At 41.3% G+C, this 16719-nt stretch carries 13 protein-coding genes; 3 read left to right on the forward strand and 10 right to left on the reverse strand.

Annotation, left to right across the window (positions count from 1 at the left end; translation table 11 throughout):
• Positions 1-223 precede the first annotated feature (223 nt).
• Positions 224-3493, forward strand: a complete 3270-nt coding sequence (locus AC6JAD_RS12270; protein ID WP_461303494.1) for a M36 family metallopeptidase — start codon at positions 224-226, stop codon at positions 3491-3493.
• 198 nt (positions 3494-3691) lie between these two features.
• Here AC6JAD_RS12270 and AC6JAD_RS12275 read toward each other — a convergent pair whose 3' ends face one another.
• From AC6JAD_RS12275 to AC6JAD_RS12300, 6 genes are all read right to left on the reverse strand, one after another.
• Positions 3692-4057, reverse strand: coding sequence for a VOC family protein (locus AC6JAD_RS12275; protein WP_461303495.1), 366 nt, complete (start codon positions 4055-4057; stop codon positions 3692-3694).
• 84 nt (positions 4058-4141) lie between these two features.
• Positions 4142-4726 (reverse strand): superoxide dismutase family protein, encoded by a 585-nt coding sequence (locus AC6JAD_RS12280; protein WP_461303496.1) that lies wholly within the window; start codon positions 4724-4726, stop codon positions 4142-4144.
• A gap of 67 nt (positions 4727-4793) precedes the next feature.
• A complete protein-coding gene (locus AC6JAD_RS12285) occupies positions 4794-5282 on the reverse strand; it encodes a YdeI/OmpD-associated family protein (RefSeq protein ID WP_461303497.1) in 489 nt (162 codons plus the stop codon).
• On the reverse strand, positions 5282-6499 hold the full coding sequence (locus tag AC6JAD_RS12290; RefSeq protein WP_461303498.1) for a bifunctional alpha/beta hydrolase/OsmC family protein: 1218 nt from the start codon (positions 6497-6499) through the stop codon (positions 5282-5284). The genes AC6JAD_RS12285 and AC6JAD_RS12290 overlap by 1 nt, the downstream gene beginning before the upstream one ends.
• A gap of 10 nt (positions 6500-6509) precedes the next feature.
• Entirely contained in the window at positions 6510-7217 is a 708-nt protein-coding gene (locus tag AC6JAD_RS12295) for a DUF2490 domain-containing protein (protein WP_461303499.1), read from the reverse strand.
• Complete coding sequence (locus AC6JAD_RS12300) at positions 7210-10419, reverse strand: VPS10 domain-containing protein (RefSeq protein WP_461303500.1); 3210 nt, start codon at positions 10417-10419, stop codon at positions 7210-7212. The genes AC6JAD_RS12295 and AC6JAD_RS12300 overlap by 8 nt, the downstream gene beginning before the upstream one ends.
• A 133-nt stretch (positions 10420-10552) precedes the next feature.
• Here AC6JAD_RS12300 and AC6JAD_RS12305 point away from each other — a divergent pair, with 133 nt between their 5' ends.
• Together AC6JAD_RS12305 and AC6JAD_RS12310 are read left to right on the forward strand one after the other, a co-directional pair.
• Positions 10553-11719 carry a vWA domain-containing protein gene (locus AC6JAD_RS12305; RefSeq protein WP_461303501.1) on the forward strand — a complete coding sequence of 389 codons (1167 nt, stop codon included), beginning with the start codon at positions 10553-10555 and terminating at the stop codon, positions 11717-11719.
• 44 nt (positions 11720-11763) lie between these two features.
• Positions 11764-13227 (forward strand): magnesium chelatase, encoded by a 1464-nt coding sequence (locus AC6JAD_RS12310; protein WP_461303718.1) that lies wholly within the window; start codon positions 11764-11766, stop codon positions 13225-13227.
• 7 nt (positions 13228-13234) lie between these two features.
• On the opposite strand, the gene speB is transcribed toward AC6JAD_RS12310, so the two are convergent.
• The 4 genes from speB to AC6JAD_RS12330 all read right to left on the reverse strand — a co-directional run bounded on the left by speB (position 13235) and on the right by AC6JAD_RS12330 (position 16601).
• Entirely contained in the window at positions 13235-14014 is a 780-nt protein-coding gene (gene speB, locus AC6JAD_RS12315; RefSeq protein WP_461303502.1) for an agmatinase, read from the reverse strand.
• 102 nt (positions 14015-14116) lie between these two features.
• Positions 14117-15298: a T9SS type A sorting domain-containing protein gene (locus tag AC6JAD_RS12320; RefSeq protein WP_461303503.1), complete on the reverse strand. Its 1182-nt coding sequence runs from the start codon at positions 15296-15298 to the stop codon at positions 14117-14119.
• Between the two features lie 115 nt (positions 15299-15413).
• The gene (locus AC6JAD_RS12325; RefSeq protein ID WP_461303504.1) at positions 15414-16175 is read right to left on the reverse strand and encodes a sulfite exporter TauE/SafE family protein; all 762 of its coding nucleotides are present in this window, start codon (positions 16173-16175) and stop codon (positions 15414-15416) included.
• Positions 16176-16223: 48 nt separating this feature from the next.
• Entirely contained in the window at positions 16224-16601 is a 378-nt protein-coding gene (locus tag AC6JAD_RS12330; protein WP_461303505.1) for a LysM peptidoglycan-binding domain-containing protein, read from the reverse strand.
• Positions 16602-16719 lie beyond the last annotated feature (118 nt).

Consider the following 16719-nt stretch of genomic DNA (forward strand, 5'->3'; position numbering starts at 1 on the left):
ATAACGGTAATTATCCTATAGCCTAAATAGGGTACTTTGAAATATGTGTAGTAAAATCTCCTTTTTATTCTAAAAATCTAACAGTAAAGGGGTTAAATGTTGCGAATAATGAGAAAAAAAGGAGTTGAAAATGCGGAATTTGTTTGCTGTATGAATTCTAAAATGTTAGATTTGCGTGAAGCTGAAATCCCTAAATATTAAATATTAATCTAAAATTCTAACTATGAAGAAATTTACCAGTAGAGTTTTCTTTGCACTTATGCTATGTATGACTGCAACGGTATTTGCTCAGAATGTGCAGCAAGCTGTGCAGCAGCAAGTAAACGAACTCTTACAAAAGAATCAGATTTCCTCCGCGGATGCCGAGTGGGTAATCAAAGACCAACACACCAGTAGAACGAGTGGCGTTCAACACGTGTATTACCGTCAGATTATTAGCGGAATCGAAGTGTTTGGAAGTGAATCTAGTGTTCATTTAATGGCTAATGGCGATGTACTTAAGGCCAATACAAAATTTATGAACTCTCAACGATTAAAAGGAATTAGTGCTGCTACTCCAACACTTACTCCTGCTCAGGCTGTTCAATCTGCGGCTACACATTTTAACTATGTGGTTACGGAAGCGCTTACTGAAGTTTCAAGTATGAACAATGCGGCTCGTGAGACCGTGCTTTCGGATGGAGGTATTTCTTTAAGGGATATTCCGGCAAGATTGGTGTATCACTTAAACGAAAACAAAGAACTTCGTCTTTCATGGGATATTGCTATTCAAGCGACGTCAGGTCATGAGTGGTGGAATGTTTTTGTAGATGCCGAGACTGGAGCAATCCTTAGTCAGGCAAGTTGGATGTCAACATGTAACCTTGAGCATGAGCATGGTGAACACCCACTAAACTACAACACCAACCTATACGATATGCCAAACTATGGCGCAGAGGAAGAAAGTGCTCCTGCTATTTCTGTAGCAGCGAATACGTATGAAGTATTCCCTATGCCAGTTGAAAGCCCTTACTATACAACACCACAAGGAACTAGAACCATAGTAACAGATCCAGCACATCCAACTGCCTCTCCTTTTGGATGGCATGATACGGATGGTTCTGCTGGTGCAGAATTTACAGTAACAGAAGGTAATAACACCGATACCTATGAGAACGGTGATAATACCGGGTACCAAGCAGACGGTGGAGCTACTTTAGATTTCGTTGGCTTCCCGTTCGATATGGACTTTTCTGCTGCTAACCAGTACGAAGATGCTTCTTTAACTAACTTGTTCTATTGGACTAATGTATGTCACGATGTGAAGTACATTTATGGATTTGATGAAGCTTCCGGTAACTTCCAGGTGAACAACTACGGCAACGGTGGAGTTGGTGGAGATAGTGTTGACGCTGAATGTCAAGATGGTGCTGGTACATGTAATGCAACTATGGGTACACCTCCTGACGGTGGTAGCCCAAATATGTCCATGTTTACTTGTGGAGATAAAGATGGAAGTTTCGATAACTTAGTAATTGTTCATGAGTATTCTCATGGTACTTCTAACCGTTTAACAGGTGGACCTTCTAATGTAAGCTGTTTAAATAACAGTGAGCAAATGGGAGAAGGATGGAGTGATTACTATGGTGTGGTTCTTACTATTGAGCCAGGAGATGCTGGTACAGACTCAAGAGGAGTAGGTACTTACTTATTTGATCAAGGTGCTGGTGGACCTGGAATTCGTCCGTTCCCATACAGTACAGATCTTGGTGTAAACCCACAAACCTATGGAGATATTGGTAGTTTAGCCATTCCTCATGGTGTAGGTTCTGTTTGGTGTACAACGTTATGGGAAGTAACTTGGGCTCTAATTGATGAGCACGGGTATGACCCAGATTTCTATAACTTCACTGGTGATGTAACTCAGGATGCTGGTAACATTCAAGCATTGGCTTTGGTTACTGAAGCAATGAAGTTACAACCATGTAGCCCTGGATTCGTTGATGGAAGGGATGCAATTTTCGCAGCAGATGTTGCACTTTACGGTGGAGCAAATGAATGCTTACTTTGGGATGCTTTCGCTAAGCGTGGATTAGGATTTGGTGCAGATCAAGGTTCTTCAGGAAGTACTACAGATGGTACCGAATCTTTCGATTCTCCAGTACCGGCACTTAGTACTGCTGAAGAAGTATGTGTAGGACAAGGCGTTCAAACCTATGGTGGTGGAACACCATCTGGTGGTGTATATAGTGGTCCTGGTGTTACCGATAACGGTGATGGATTGACATATGACTTCGATCCTGCAGCAGCTGGAATCGGAGTACACACAATTACGTACGATGTAACTACGGCTTGTGCCAGTGGTGGTGCTACCGATACTATTGAAGTAACAGATGATATTCCAGAAATTATTTGTCAAGACCATACCCTTGAATTAGATGCTAACGGTGAAGCTACCTTGGAAATCCAAGACGTAGTGGCCAATCTTATTCCCGGTGGTCTTGCAATTGACCAATCTGGTACATTTGCACCAATCGATATTTCTGGAACTGGAACAACTGTAGCTCTTGGAGATGATGCCGTATCTGGTGCATTGCCAATTGGATTCGATTTCTACTTCATCGATGCAAACTATACCAACTTCTATATTTCTTCTAACGGATTTATTACGTTCGATGCTGGAAGTGATGATGGATGTTGTTCTGGGGATCCTATCCCGACAGCTGGAAACGTAGATAACTATATTGCCCTAGTTTGGGAAGATTTAGATCCAGACGGAGGAGCAGATGGAACTATTAGATACGAAACCGTAGGAACTGCTCCAGACCGTATCTTGGTAATGGAGTATGATGACGTACCTTACTGGAATGCTCCAGCGAGTCGTGTAACTACTCAAGTACAGTTACATGAAGGAACAAACCGTATCGAAATTCACAGTACAAACATTCCTGCAGATGGAAACGCAACTCAAGGAGTGGAAGATGCTACAGGTTCGTTTGGTATCCCAACACCTGGAAGAAACTCTCAGTCTTGGTCTACTACCAATGATTATGTGGCATGGTACTATGCAGATCCAACTGCACCTGCAAACTGTGAGTCAGCTACGAACATTACTTTGAGTCAGTCAGACTTTACTTGTGCAGACTTAGGTGATGTTACTGTAACAGTAACAATTACAGATGGCGACGGAAATACTGCTACTTGTGATGCAGTTGTAACCGTAACAGACCCATTAGGAGTTTGTGTTGCTGGTGTAAATGATAATATCTTAGATCAACTAGTAGGATTATTCCCGAACCCAACTTCTGGGCAGGTTACTTTGGTAAACAATAGCAACTTAAATCTTGAGACTGCTATCATTACCGATGTGAATGGAAGAACTATTCAGCAGATTGATCTTTCAGATGCTGGAACAAGCACAAACATTTCACTAGACAGGTTAGCTTCTGGATTGTACTTTGTACAAATTAACACAGAAGACTCTAGCACTGTAAAGAGAATTGTTAAGCAATAAGAAGCATTTCTAAAATGAATGAGGCCTCACGAAATGTGAGGCCTTTTTCTTGAAATGTTTTTTGGCACTTTTTTTGCATTTTATAAAGCACAACCTACTGTGCAGATGAAACATAAAGTAAACGCAATGCGTCCCTAAAAAGAAACATTTGTTATGAGGTAAAAGGCCTTTCCAGTTTTCTGGAAAGGTTTTTTTCTTTTAGGATAAGGATTCTACAATGAAAATGGCATTGTTGTTCGGATCGTAAAAGCCAAATTCATTGGTGTTCCATGAAGTTTGCAAACGAAGGCTATCCTCTTTGATCGTCCCGCGTTCAACAAATTCATTGAAAATGGGTTGAATGGTATCTACAAATAACCGAACCACCGATCCTCCCAATAAAGGGTCATCTTCGGTGTTGGCATGCCATTGAAGGTGAATATAGAGGTTATCCCGTTTTAACACCGCATAAAATGAATCCGCGTGTATTATGGTGAATCCTGCCTTGCTTTGGTAGAATTCCAGGTCACGTTTCATATCCTCGGTTGGAAGTACAGGTACAATGCCCAATAGTTTTGTTTTCATGGGAGGTATTATTTAAATGGGTACAAAAAAAGCGTTTGTTCAAAATGGAACAAACGCCTTATATAAGAGTTACTTAGTTCTTGACTATTCTATAATTCCACCACAGCTTACGCGTGCTCCGGCAGCACCACTAGGTTGAGAAGTGAAATCATCTGTTCCTTGATGTACTATAACGGCCTTTCCTAGAATATCCTTTTTGTCATCGCCACAGCCAATGCACCATTCATTGGTATTAAACTCTACCTTGCCTACACCATCTTCACCAACTTCGAAGTTTCCAATATCCCCTTTATGATAACCGGCTTCTGCTCCCCAAGCACCATGATCTTTAAATGTGGGGTTCCAATGACCTCCCGTTGATTTACCGTCGGGAGAACTACAATCCGACTTTTCATGAAGGTGAATGGCATGAGTGCCAGGTGTGAGGCCAGTCATTTTAGCGGCCATGCTTACCACTCCATCAGATTCCTTAAAATGAACAGTGCCAGTAACGTTAGATTCACTTTTAGATTCCAAAGTTACGGTGAGGGTTTTTACTTCTTTCTTCACTTCCTCAACAACCTCTTCCACTTTTTCCTCTTCTTCCTCTTCCGCTTTTTTGGTTTCGTTCTTACATCCCACGAATGCAATGAGTACCAAACTTAATATGGATAATTGTATTTTTTTCATGACGATCTATATTAGGGTTAGTTTAATGGGTATTAAAGGTACTAGCTTTCTTTAAAAGAGCCAAGTTTTAGCGGCGGTCCTTCAGTATTTCACGTCTATCCGTAATGCCCAATTTCAAATTTTCAGCTATAATTAAGGCCTTGTCAATTCGTGTTTGCGAGTTCTTGAAGCTTAATATAGTATAGATCAACCCTCTTTTCCTGCCTTCAGTAAGTGCTTCAAAGGCATCTAATGCTTCTGGATCACTCTCCAGAACTGCTCCAAACTCTTCGGGCATTTCTACACCGTATTTGGTGGTGTCTTCAAATAGTTGCAATTCGAAAGATTCATTGGGATTCAAATAAATAGCTTTCTGATTGTTCTTTCCAAACATAATTTGATATTGCCCTTTTATTTTTCTGAGAGCGGCATGGAAAGAGTGCATATTTTCTCCAAGGGATGCCTGAACCAATACCCGCTTATGTCCTGCACTATGAAATACTTCTGCAATACTGTCGGGAATATATACGCTGTGATATCCTTCTAATCGTACTTCAAATTTCTCAGAGGATAACATTATGGCTTCATCTTCGTAATTACCTGAACCTCATTGTGCAAGGTTTTATGAACTGGGCATTTATCCGCAATCTGTAGAAGTCGCGTTATCTGTTTTTCATCGAGATCGCCTGTAAATTTAATCTCTTTGTGGAAGGTGTCTATTTTGGCATTCGGATCATCTTCGCAAGAGTCACAATCTACCGCATGATCTTTAGAGTAGCTTACATGTACTTCTACATTTTCAATGAGCCATCCCTTTCGTCTGGCGTACATCTGTAGTGTCATAGCCGTACAAGCCGAAAGACTGCCTGCCAATAATTCGTATGGCGTAGGCCCAAAATCATGTCCGCCTACCCTAAGGGGTTCATCTGCTTTAAAGTAATGGTTCCCCAGCTTTAACTGGGTGGTAAAATCGTCTTCGTCGTCTAAACTAGCGACTACGTCGTGAGTGGTTTTAATGGCTTCTTCCTCTGGAACGCCAATATATCGCGTGGCCCAACCTGCAACCACTTTTCCAACGTAGGCTGCATTTTTTCGATCCATTAAAAGATGTTCGGAGCCATCCAAGGTTACAAAGCTCTTGGGATGATGCGCCGCGTGATAAATCTCTTCAGCATTCTTTATAGATACAGTGGCATCTTGAGGGGAATGCATAATAAGAAGAGCCTTTCTCAGTTTACGAGCCGCCTCGACACAAGAGCAGGACTCAAGATCATCTATAAATTGTTTTTTGAAAGTAAAATCCCTTCCGGCTAAGGTCACAACAGCTTCCCCTTGTTCCTCAATTACCGCAATTTTTTCGCCCAATTGTTTCTGTACATGTACCGGGTTACTGGGGGCGCCTATGGCGGCAACAGCTTGAATGGTATCTATTTCGGCAGCTGCAAAAATGGCTGCGGCGCCTCCCAAAGAATGCCCAACCAATAGGGAAGGGGCTTTGTATTCCTTTGCTAAAAAATCGGCAGCGCAAAGCAAATCCGATATGTTACTAGAGAAATTCGTGTCGGCAAAATCGCCGTGACTATCTCCCAGTCCCGTAAAATCGAACCTAAGCACACCAAAACCTTCAGATGCCAGCGCCTTGCTAATGTTTCGTACAGCAGAGAAATCCTTGCTACAGGTAAAACAATGGGCGAATATGGCGAAGTTATGTGGGTGTTGATCCGCGGGCAAATCCAATCGACCGGAGAGGGTTACACCGTGCTTATTTGTAAAATTGATTTTACTGGACTTCATAGGATACTTTTTAATCGGTTGTGTCTTCTTTTTTCCTTAAGTCGGTTTTTAAGAAAACACCTAACTGAAGCCTATCGAAATTTCGGCCTGTAAAATGGTTTTTTAGGTAACCCGCCTGAATCGCCAAATTACTGGAAACATTGTATCCGAGAGCAGCATATAAACGGTTTTGTCCAAATATCGGTTCCTGTAGGTTAATGAATACTTCATCGTATGCCGTTAAGAACCAGTCATCGTTTATAGGGTAGGTAACCCTTAGGAAGTACCTTGCCCTGTGCTGTGTGTCATTTCCGGTTATGGGATGGTCTATAAAACGCTGTTCCAATCGATAGCGATGACTGAATTTGAATTTGCCTACTGAATTGCGTAACACAAATTGTTGATAGATCCTATTTTCAGTAACATTCTCTTCCCCATCAATCTCCCCAAAATTTGTATCCGTGGTAATATTTCCATACCCTAAAGTAACCATGGCTTTTTCAGAAATATGATAATTCAGGCCAGTTCGCAGTAGTAACTGATTAAAATTGCCGAATGTTTCGTAGTACCTAAACTGGGCTTCTGCGTGAATACTAAATTCTTCACTTATTTTATTCGTAGTAAAAAGCATGTACCAGGCACCCAAATCATCTTCTCCAGTTTCTTGGCTAAAGCTTTTAAAGTTAAAAATTAGAATTACGATGGCTAATGCAAAAAGGCGATAGATTGGTTTATTCATTGATGGTAAATATTTTGGTTTCTTTAAATGGTGATAGTTTTACTTTCTCTATTTTGTCTTTATACTCAGGCCAATCTTTGTTAAAGAAAGCATTGGTCTGGGACAGGGCATCTTGTAAGGCGTCCTTGGCTTGTTTCATTAATTGCTCTTCGGTAGCGGTCATTCCGTTGGGTCTACTTCCTGTATACCAGTTGGCAGAACTTATTCGCTGTCTTACGTTTACCTCTGGGTTTCGGGTAATCCCTTGTCGTTTGTCTTCTTTACCTATATAAATATCTATTAAGGAATCGATTTTCTTCACTACTTCGCCGGTTAATTTTATTTCTTCCTTGTATTTCTTGTCATCCTCATCCTTCATTCGCTTTTTAAACTCCTGGGCTACATTCTTGCTTTCCACCAATTGCTTTACGGCATCGGCCGTTGTTTGGGTCATTTTTTCCACCTTCTTTTGGTATGCGTAACGATCATCGATTGCTTTTTGGCTTACAGTCAATCTCGGATCACTTTCAACCTTGATAGTAGTTGTAGATGTATCCTCCATATAACTCAGTTCAACCCGGTAAGTGCCTGGTTTCACCTCTACACCACCTGGTTCATTTTTACGCTTTCTGATCTTGCGGGAAGGTCTATCAACACCTGCCTCATTCATATACCAGGTCCACTTGTAAATCCCGGTGCTATCAGGAATTTTATTCTTCAAACTTCTAATGAGACGTTCTCCGTCATAAATCTTTAGGTACAAAGAATCTTTAGAAGGTCCTTTTGGTTGTTCCTCATCCGTATCTTCTTCTGTGTCTTCTGCATCTTCATTCTTATCTACTACCTTTTCCTCATTCTTTTTGAAATAATAACTCAAATGCGCTCCGTATTCCCTGTTCTCTCCATTGTATAGGGCATCTCCTCCAAATCTACTACCTGTTGGCTGTTGGTAGGCAGCTTGATATGCCGTTGGTGGATCGAATAACGTAATATTTGAATTTAATACGGCATTGTTTTTTGCTATGGCCCGAAGCGGGCGAATATCATCCAATACCCATGCTGCTCTTCCAAAAGTACCTATTACTAGATCGTGTTCACGTTCCTGAATAACCAAGTCTTTTACTGAAGTTGTTGGAAAACCATGTGTCCATTTCTGCCAATTGTTTCCAGCGTTTGTTGAAAAGTACAATCCATCATCGGTACCTAAAAACAGTAGATTCCTTTCTACAGGATCTTCTACGATACTTAGGGTATAACTAATAACGTCGTTGGAATCTACAATTCGAGTCCAGGTTTTTCCATAGTCCGTAGTCCTATAGGCGTATGGCGTGTAATTGAAACGGCGATAATCATTGGCTACCAATAGAGCTTCGCCTTTCTTTTTATTACTGGCCTTAATCTGTACAATCCAACTACCAGAGGGCAATCCCTTTATGTTGTTGGTAACTTCTGTCCAACTTTCGCCTCCGTTTTGAGTAAAATGAACTTTACCATCATCTGTCCCAGCCCAAAGCATGTTACGTTCCAGGGGTGAAGGTTCGATCACCAAAATCGTGGTATGATTTTCGGCTCCGGTGGCATCCATGGTAAGGCCGCCACTTTCACTTTGTTTCTGTTTTTCTGGATCGTTTGTAGTGAGATCGTCCGAAATGATATCCCACGTTAACCCTTTATCGGTACTTTTATGAACAAACTGACTTCCAAAATAAATGGTGCTACTATCAAAAGGATCAATATTTATGGCACTGTTCCAATTGAAGCGTAATTTAACTTCTGGATCTGGATGTGTAGGTCGGACGGTGTAATTGTTACCTGTTTTCCAATCATAGCGGCTTACATACCCCTGCTGACTCATACTCCAACCATATTGACTATTATCTGGGTCTGGTACCACATCGAATCCATCACCAAAACTAATTTCCTGCCAATAGGCATTACGAATTCCTTGCGATCTCCAGACATAGGCTGGACCACGCCAGCTTCCGTTGTCTTGCATTCCTCCGTAGACATTATAGGGAAATTCATTATCCACATTAATATGATAAAACTGAGCCACCGGAAGGTTACCAATAAAGCGCCATGTCTTACCACCATCTTTGGTAATGTTCATTCCACCGTCGTTACCATCAATCATAAAGTCGCCATTTTCGGGATGAATCCACCAAGCATGGTGATCCGGATGTACTCCATTATCAACTCCATACGCTGGCATTAATTGGGTGAATTTCTTTCCGCCATCTTCCGAAACATTTACATAGGTAAAGATAGAGTAGACCCTATTTTCGTTTTCCGGATCCACATAAATTTCAGAATAGTAGAACGGACGATTTCCTATATCCTCTTTGTCATTTATTTTTTTCCAATTTGCCCCGCCATCTGTACTCTTATAAAGTGCGTTCTTTTTCGCTTCGACCAAGGCGTAGACTATATTTGGTTTATTACGGGCTATAGCTATTCCAATACGTCCCAATTCCCCTTTTGGAAGTCCATCGGCATCTGTGCGTTCCTCCCAAGTTTCACCTCCATCGTGTGTAATATAAAGCCCTGAGCCCTCTCCACCACTTTTAAAGAACCATGGATCACGTTTATGCTCCCACATAGCCACAATTAATTTGTTAGGATTGGAAGGATCCATCACCATATCGCCAACTCCTGTTTTGTTGTTGTTGAAGAGTATTTGTTTCCAGGTTTTTCCTCCATCAGTAGTCTTGTACACACCACGTTCTGCGTGCACACCCCAAGGCGAACCAATGGCGCCAACATATACCACATCTGGATTTGTAGGATCTACAATGACCCTATGTATATGACGTGTTTTTTCCAATCCCATAGATTTCCAAGTCTTTCCTCCATCTAGGGATTTATAAATTCCAAACCCACCATTCAGGCTATTTCTTGGGTTTCCTTCCCCGGTTCCTACCCAAACCACCGATGGATTACTTTGTTGAACCGCTACTGCACCTATTGATGCAGTGGGTTGATCATCGAAAATAGGATACCATTTTATGCCTCCACTGGTAGATTTCCAAAGACCACCAGAGGCAGTACCTACGTACATCACATCTGGATTGGTAAGAACCACATCGATAGCCGTAACACGACCAGACATACCGCCCGGTCCTATATTTCGGGGCTTCATGTCTTTTAAGATGTCCATTGAAATTTGTTGAGCGGAAAGGGGAAGTGCGATGCATAAGAGCATGCTCAGGATAAGTTTTTTCATAATATGCCCGCCAAGCGGAGTTTTTGGTTGCGTTTTTATTTGAACTTATAAATTTAGTAAAATGAAATCTCCCTTTTCTTAAATAGGTGTTAAGGCCTTCAGGGAGTCTAAGTTTTGTAGTATTTTTATATATATGAAAAAGAAAACCCCCGAAAGAAACTTTTCCAAGAGACCTACGGGCTTTGTCTTTACAAAACACACCCCCAAAGAACAAACCCCTTTTGAAAGACTATTCGAAATTTTTCAGGAACTCATTACGCATACGTCTGGTGATTTCGATGAAGCTATTGAGTGGTTAAGACAATTGGATACAGAATATGAACTGACTACCGAGGACTATACCATCGACGATTTTATCGAAGACCTAAAGGCAAAGGGGTATATCCGGGAAGAGATTAGACCCGACGGACAGGGCGATGGTGATGGTGAAGGAAAAGGCAGTTTGAAGATGTCCGAAAAGTTAGAGCGCTCCTTGCGAAAGCGTGCGTTGGATCAAATATTCGGAAAGCTCAAGCGAAATACATCTGGAAACCACAAAACGAAGTATAAAGGGCAGGGAGATGAACAGTCGGGCGAATACCGGAATTATCAATTCGGGGATGCTTTGGAACGAATTTCTATGACGGAAAGCCTAAAGAACGCACAGATTAATCATGGTATTGGCGATTTTCACCTAACAGAAAATGATCTGGTCGTAGAGGAGACCATGTTTAAGGCCCAAATGAGCACAGTGCTCATGATCGATATTAGCCACTCTATGATATTATATGGTGAAGATCGAATTACTCCCGCAAAGAAAGTGGCTATGGCCCTTTCAGAATTGATAACCACGCGATACCCGAAAGACACGCTAGATATTTTAGTGTTTGGTAATGATGCCTGGCCCATAAAAATTAAAGACTTGCCCTATCTCAATGTAGGTCCCTATCATACCAATACTGTGGCAGGTTTACAATTGGCTATGGATATGCTACGTAGAAAACGGAATACTAACAAACAGATTTTTATGATTACCGATGGGAAGCCTAGTTGTATGCAATTGCCCGATGGGAGGTATTATAAGAACAGTGCTGGGTTAGATCCTCATATTGTGAGCAAATGCTACACCATGGCACGGCAAGCAAGAAAGCTTCACATTCCCATTACGACCTTTATGATTGCTAGTGACCCCTATTTACAACAATTTGTGGATCACTTTACAGAAGCCAATCAAGGAAAGGCCTTTTACACTGGATTGAAGGGGTTAGGGGAGATGATTTTCACAGATTACGAAACGAATAGAAGAAAAAAATTGCGTTAAAATGGTGCCTCAGACAAATGAAAGAGGTCATTTATAAAGAGTATATGAAAATAGAGGAAATTAAAACATTAGGCCAATTAAAGGCTGTGGGATATGAACCCAAAACAGTAAAAGAGGAATTACGCCAAAATTTACTTCAGAAATTGATGCGTAAGGAGAACACTTTTGAAGGAATTCATGGCTATGAATACACTGTAATCCCAGAACTGGAGCGGGCCATTCTTTCCAAACACAATATCAACTTATTGGGACTCCGCGGCCAGGCAAAAACACGTTTGGCACGTCAGATGGTTTCGTTACTGGATGAGTACATACCCGTTGTTGCTGGAAGTGAGATTAACGATGATCCTTTCCAACCTATTTCGAGGTATGCAACTCTGCTATTGGCTGAAAAAGGGGATGACACACCTATATCATGGCTGCACCGAGAGGATCGATTTGCCGAAAAATTAGCAACACCAGACGTGACCGTGGCCGATTTAATTGGTGATGTAGACCCTATTAAGGCTGCTAACTTGAAATTGACGTATGCAGATGATCGGGTAATCCATTTTGGAATGATCCCTAGGGCCAATCGTTGCATTTTTGTTATTAACGAATTGCCCGATTTGCAAGCAAGGATTCAAGTGGCGCTATTCAATATTTTGCAAGAAGGGGATATCCAGATTCGTGGATTTAAATTGCGTTTGCCATTGGATATTCAATTCGTATTTACGGCTAACCCGGAAGACTATACCAATCGGGGAAGTATCGTGACACCGTTAAAAGATAGGATTGGTTCGCAGATTCTTACGCATTATCCGGAAAGTTTGGAAATAGCCCGTACCATTACGGAACAGGAAACTGCAGCGGCTATCGCCGAAAAGGAACATATTTATGTACCAGAATTGGCTAAGGACATTCTTGAGCAGATAAGCTTTGAAGCGCGGGAGAGTGAATTTATAGATGGAAAAAGTGGTGTAAGTGCCAGATTGAGTATTACAGCTTTTGAAAATCTTCTGAGTACTGCCGAGAGAAGGGCACTTCAAAATGGCGATGAAAAAACAACCGTGCGTTTGGGTGATTTCATGGGAATTGTTCCTGCCATAACCGGTAAAGTGGAATTGGTATATGAAGGAGAGCAGGAGGGAGCAGCCGAGGTGGCTCAGGGTCTTATAGCAGATGCTGTAAATACCGAATTCCTTGGATACTTCCCTAAAATTGAGAAGCTGCAGAAAGAAAGTGATGTAGACCCGTATGATGAACTGGTTTCTTGGTTTTTTGAGCAAAGCGGGTTCGAATTATTGGATTCCCTGTCCGATACTGAGTACGAGGAAAAACTGAATAGCATTGCTCCTTTGGAGCGACTATTGGCAAAGTATGTTCCAGATGTGGCTCCACAAGATCGCGCCTTTTTTAAAGAATTTGTGTTGTGGGCATTGGCGGAAAACAAAAAACTCAGTAAGTACTACATGAGCAATGGGTTGCGTTTTAAGGATGTATATGGAGGCTATATTAGTGGGTTGTAAGGAATTGTTATTTCAGCATCAACCCCAATAACTCCTTCATCAATTTAGCTGCTAAAAAAGCGGTCATATCTTGAAAATCCTTATTCGGATTGTATTCCACAATATCTGCACCTACGATTTCTGCATCCAGATCATGGAGTAGATTAATGACTTGTCGGGAACTAAGGCCGCCTGGTTCATGATGGGAAACACCCGGGGCAAAGGCTGGGTCAATACCGTCAAGATCAATGGAAACATACAATGGGTTTTCAAATCTAAACCCTTGTGAAAGATCCAAGCCCTTCATTTCATGAATTTCTACATGGTATTTGTGAGCCTGTTCCTGCTGGTGTGGGGTCAATGCCCTTATCCCAACCTGTACCAAACGGATGGCCAATTTGTTTTCCATGATTCGGGCAAAGGGACAAGCATGTGAATAAGGATCGCCTTCGTATTCGTGGTATAAATCGGAATGCGCATCGATCTGCAGAATATCCAACTTGGGATACTGTGACTGATATGCCTTTATAATTGGAAAGGTGATGGAATGATCACCTCCAAGTGTCAGGATTTTGTGCCCTGCGGCTACATGATTTTTTGTGATGGTTTCAATTTCGAAGTAATCGGATATTTCGAAATCACCTTTATCTACTATGGCCGGCGAATCTACAGAGATGCCATTTTCGGCCACATAATTATAAGATCCGCTATGCAGTGCCTTTCTAATTAACGGCGGAGCCAATCTAGGCCCTCGTTGATACGATGACTTTTCATCGAATTGAATACCCTGTATACATATTTTGGACATATGATAGCTTTTATATGCAAGTTACGCATTATAAAAGCTATCAAAGTCGTGTTGACCTAAGTTCTGTGCAATACCATTTTTCTTAAATTATACTATTTGGTGTTATTGTTTCACAATTCTTTTTACAACACTTTTCTCGTTACTAGTAATGGCCAGAAAATATACTCCCGAATTTAGATGGGATAGATCGATGCTATTATCCTTAAGTTCGATGGATTGTCTGCTTCCCAAGGTGTTAAATAGTTCAACGGTATCAATCGGAATGTCGAATGGCGCATGCACAGTAACCTTTCCTTTTGTTGGGTTTGGGAATAAGGAGATGGCCTGCAAAGCATTGTCCCCTGTTCCCAAATCTTTGTCTTCATATATGGAGAATGACCCGTATTCATCTCCATTTGTGGTTCCCAAGATGGTGGCTTCCCCGGTAGCTAAGTTAATTTCGCTAATGGAGCCATTTTGCCCAGATTGAAAGGTAGCTGCATAAAGGATATTTGTATCAGGATCAAATGACGCATCTTGAGTGAAATTAAGACTTACGCCCATCGCACCTATCAGCGTTGGCTCGCCGGTGCTTAAATCCATTGAATAAAGGTTCTGACTACTGGCAACATAGGCCACACCTTCATTGCTAATAGCCAACCAAAAGCCAATAGGTTCTGTGGTTGGGCTACCAATGGGAGTCAATACCCCTGTTTCCAAGTTTACAGAATATAATTGGGCTTCTGCAAACACGGGGTTGTCCCAATCACCAGATAGTGCATACATGGTTTCCGATACGGGATCCCAAGACAATCCACTGGGAATATGATTAGGCAGTAGTCCTGTAAGTGCGCCCACGTTCGTTTTCGTACCCGTAACAGGGTCCACGATGACAAGCTGCGATAAGGAGAATTCCAAACCGTATAAGGTGCCTGAACCATCGTAGTCGTCTGCAAATAAAATACCATTTGTGGGTGTTCCAACTGGATTGAAATCGAAAGGAGGAGTTAAGGGTATCGTTCCAAATTGGGTGTTGAAGTTATAGATCTCTTGGGCATAAAATGCGGTGCTACCAAAAGATTCACTGAATGGCAACTCATTAGTGTGCTGAGCCGAATTGTTCGAGAAATATTGAAAAAGCAATTCCTGTTCCTCTTGCGAGAAATGATTTTCTATGTACATGTTCATGGGTAATAGACTTGGTGGTGCATTTTGCAAACGCTCCAATAGTTGGTCAATGTGTTGGTTTTGCCCCATCATCCCGATGTGGAAGAGACCGATTAAAATTAATAATGACTTTTTCATAACTCGATTCTTTGAAGCTAAATTCAATGAATAAGTTGTGATTTACCAATAATGCCAGTCGAGATAGATGAAATGAACCCTTAAAAGATAAACCGAAATCGGAGCTAGTGAAAGCTTATAATTCTGGAATAGCTTTAATGATAAGTAAGAGGCCCGCAATGACCATGATAGCAATGAGCCATCGTCTAAAAGCCAATTTGCTCATTCTAAACAATAACCATTTACCAATAAGATTTCCAAGAATAGCGCCCAGTCCAAGGGCGATACCATAGGCCCATAGCGTATTGGTCATTAAGCCGAAAAACACATAACCACTTACTTGTGCCAATCCCAAAAAGAAGGATTGGGCTGCTTTGGTACCAACAAGATATTCTTTATCGATCCCTGCATTTATTAAAAACGGGTTCAGTATGGGCCCCATACCACCCGTAAATGTTCCGACTATGGAGATAAAAAGCCCTAAGGGGATAAAATACCAATATTTAACCTTGAACGAACGGTCTTTTTTTCCAAAACGGAATTGGAATATAGTACTGACCAAAAATAGGCCAACAAGCAATTGAATCCAATAAATTTTCACTTCGGAAAACAACCACGCAGCTAATACGGCACCGATCATAGCTGCCGGAACAAAATACCAAAACACCTTCCAGATAATGTATTTCCAGAATATAATGATACGTGTAGGACGGCTTATAAAAGCCCCTAGATTAATTACAGGAGCTGTTTGGGAAGCGCCAATGAGAAAATTGAGCACCGGAATTTGCATCATGGCCCCGCCACCTCCGCTTATGGTAGACAAAGTGAAAGTGGTGGCCCCTAGAAAGAACAAGCCAATGAATAGAAGTGGAGATATTTCTGAAAAAATAGTTTCCATAAAAAAACTGCCCCTAAAGGCAGTTATAATGTACTATTTTATTTGGAATTATAGATTGGGTATCGTCAATTCCTGCCCTGGATGAATTAGGTCTGGATTATCCAAGATGTGCCTGTTTGCCTCAAAGATAGCCGTATACTTCATTGGGTCTTTGTAGTAGTGCTTCGCAATTTTACTTAAAGATTCTCCACTTGCCACTGTATGACGAGCATAGTGAGAAGTATCCGCTACTTTTATATCCGCTACAATATCGCCAGGGTTTTCCCCACCGGCTTCTTTAATGGCATCCCAAAGGATGTTCTTTTCATATTGGTTTGCTGCTGTACCGCTAAGGTGAAGTACACCATTTTCTTCCTTTACGTCGCCGTCCTGGATGCTTAGTTGCTCCCCTAAATCCAAAACGTTTTGATATTTTGCTTTTACCATGTTGTCGATTTTTAAATATTTAGTATGTTAAATTTACAAATTTCAATCAAAATGCGTTCCTCTTTACCCCTTTAAATAATTGTAAAGAGTAGTTTTCGATATGCTGAATACTTTTTAC

This window comes from Aureisphaera sp. (assembly GCF_059726885.1).

What these genes read in the sequence shown, in the direction of transcription:
- AC6JAD_RS12310 (WP_461303718.1), top strand. Translation starts at nt 11,764, where the DNA reads ATGAAAATAGAGGAAATTAAAACATTAGGCCAATTAAAGGCTGTGGGA.
- AC6JAD_RS12285 (WP_461303497.1), bottom strand. Translation starts at nt 5,282, where the DNA reads ATGTTATCCTCTGAGAAATTTGAAGTACGATTAGAAGGATATCACAGC.
- AC6JAD_RS12320 (WP_461303503.1), bottom strand. Translation starts at nt 15,298, where the DNA reads ATGAAAAAGTCATTATTAATTTTAATCGGTCTCTTCCACATCGGGATG.
- AC6JAD_RS12300 (WP_461303500.1), bottom strand. Translation starts at nt 10,419, where the DNA reads ATGAAAAAACTTATCCTGAGCATGCTCTTATGCATCGCACTTCCCCTT.
- AC6JAD_RS12290 (WP_461303498.1), bottom strand. Translation starts at nt 6,499, where the DNA reads ATGAAGTCCAGTAAAATCAATTTTACAAATAAGCACGGTGTAACCCTC.
- AC6JAD_RS12275 (WP_461303495.1), bottom strand. Translation starts at nt 4,057, where the DNA reads ATGAAAACAAAACTATTGGGCATTGTACCTGTACTTCCAACCGAGGAT.
- AC6JAD_RS12295 (WP_461303499.1), bottom strand. Translation starts at nt 7,217, where the DNA reads ATGAATAAACCAATCTATCGCCTTTTTGCATTAGCCATCGTAATTCTA.
- speB (WP_461303502.1), bottom strand. Translation starts at nt 14,014, where the DNA reads ATGTCCAAAATATGTATACAGGGTATTCAATTCGATGAAAAGTCATCG.
- AC6JAD_RS12270 (WP_461303494.1), top strand. Translation starts at nt 224, where the DNA reads ATGAAGAAATTTACCAGTAGAGTTTTCTTTGCACTTATGCTATGTATG.
- AC6JAD_RS12330 (WP_461303505.1), bottom strand. Translation starts at nt 16,601, where the DNA reads ATGGTAAAAGCAAAATATCAAAACGTTTTGGATTTAGGGGAGCAACTA.
- AC6JAD_RS12325 (WP_461303504.1), bottom strand. Translation starts at nt 16,175, where the DNA reads ATGGAAACTATTTTTTCAGAAATATCTCCACTTCTATTCATTGGCTTG.
- AC6JAD_RS12280 (WP_461303496.1), bottom strand. Translation starts at nt 4,726, where the DNA reads ATGAAAAAAATACAATTATCCATATTAAGTTTGGTACTCATTGCATTC.
- AC6JAD_RS12305 (WP_461303501.1), top strand. Translation starts at nt 10,553, where the DNA reads ATGAAAAAGAAAACCCCCGAAAGAAACTTTTCCAAGAGACCTACGGGC.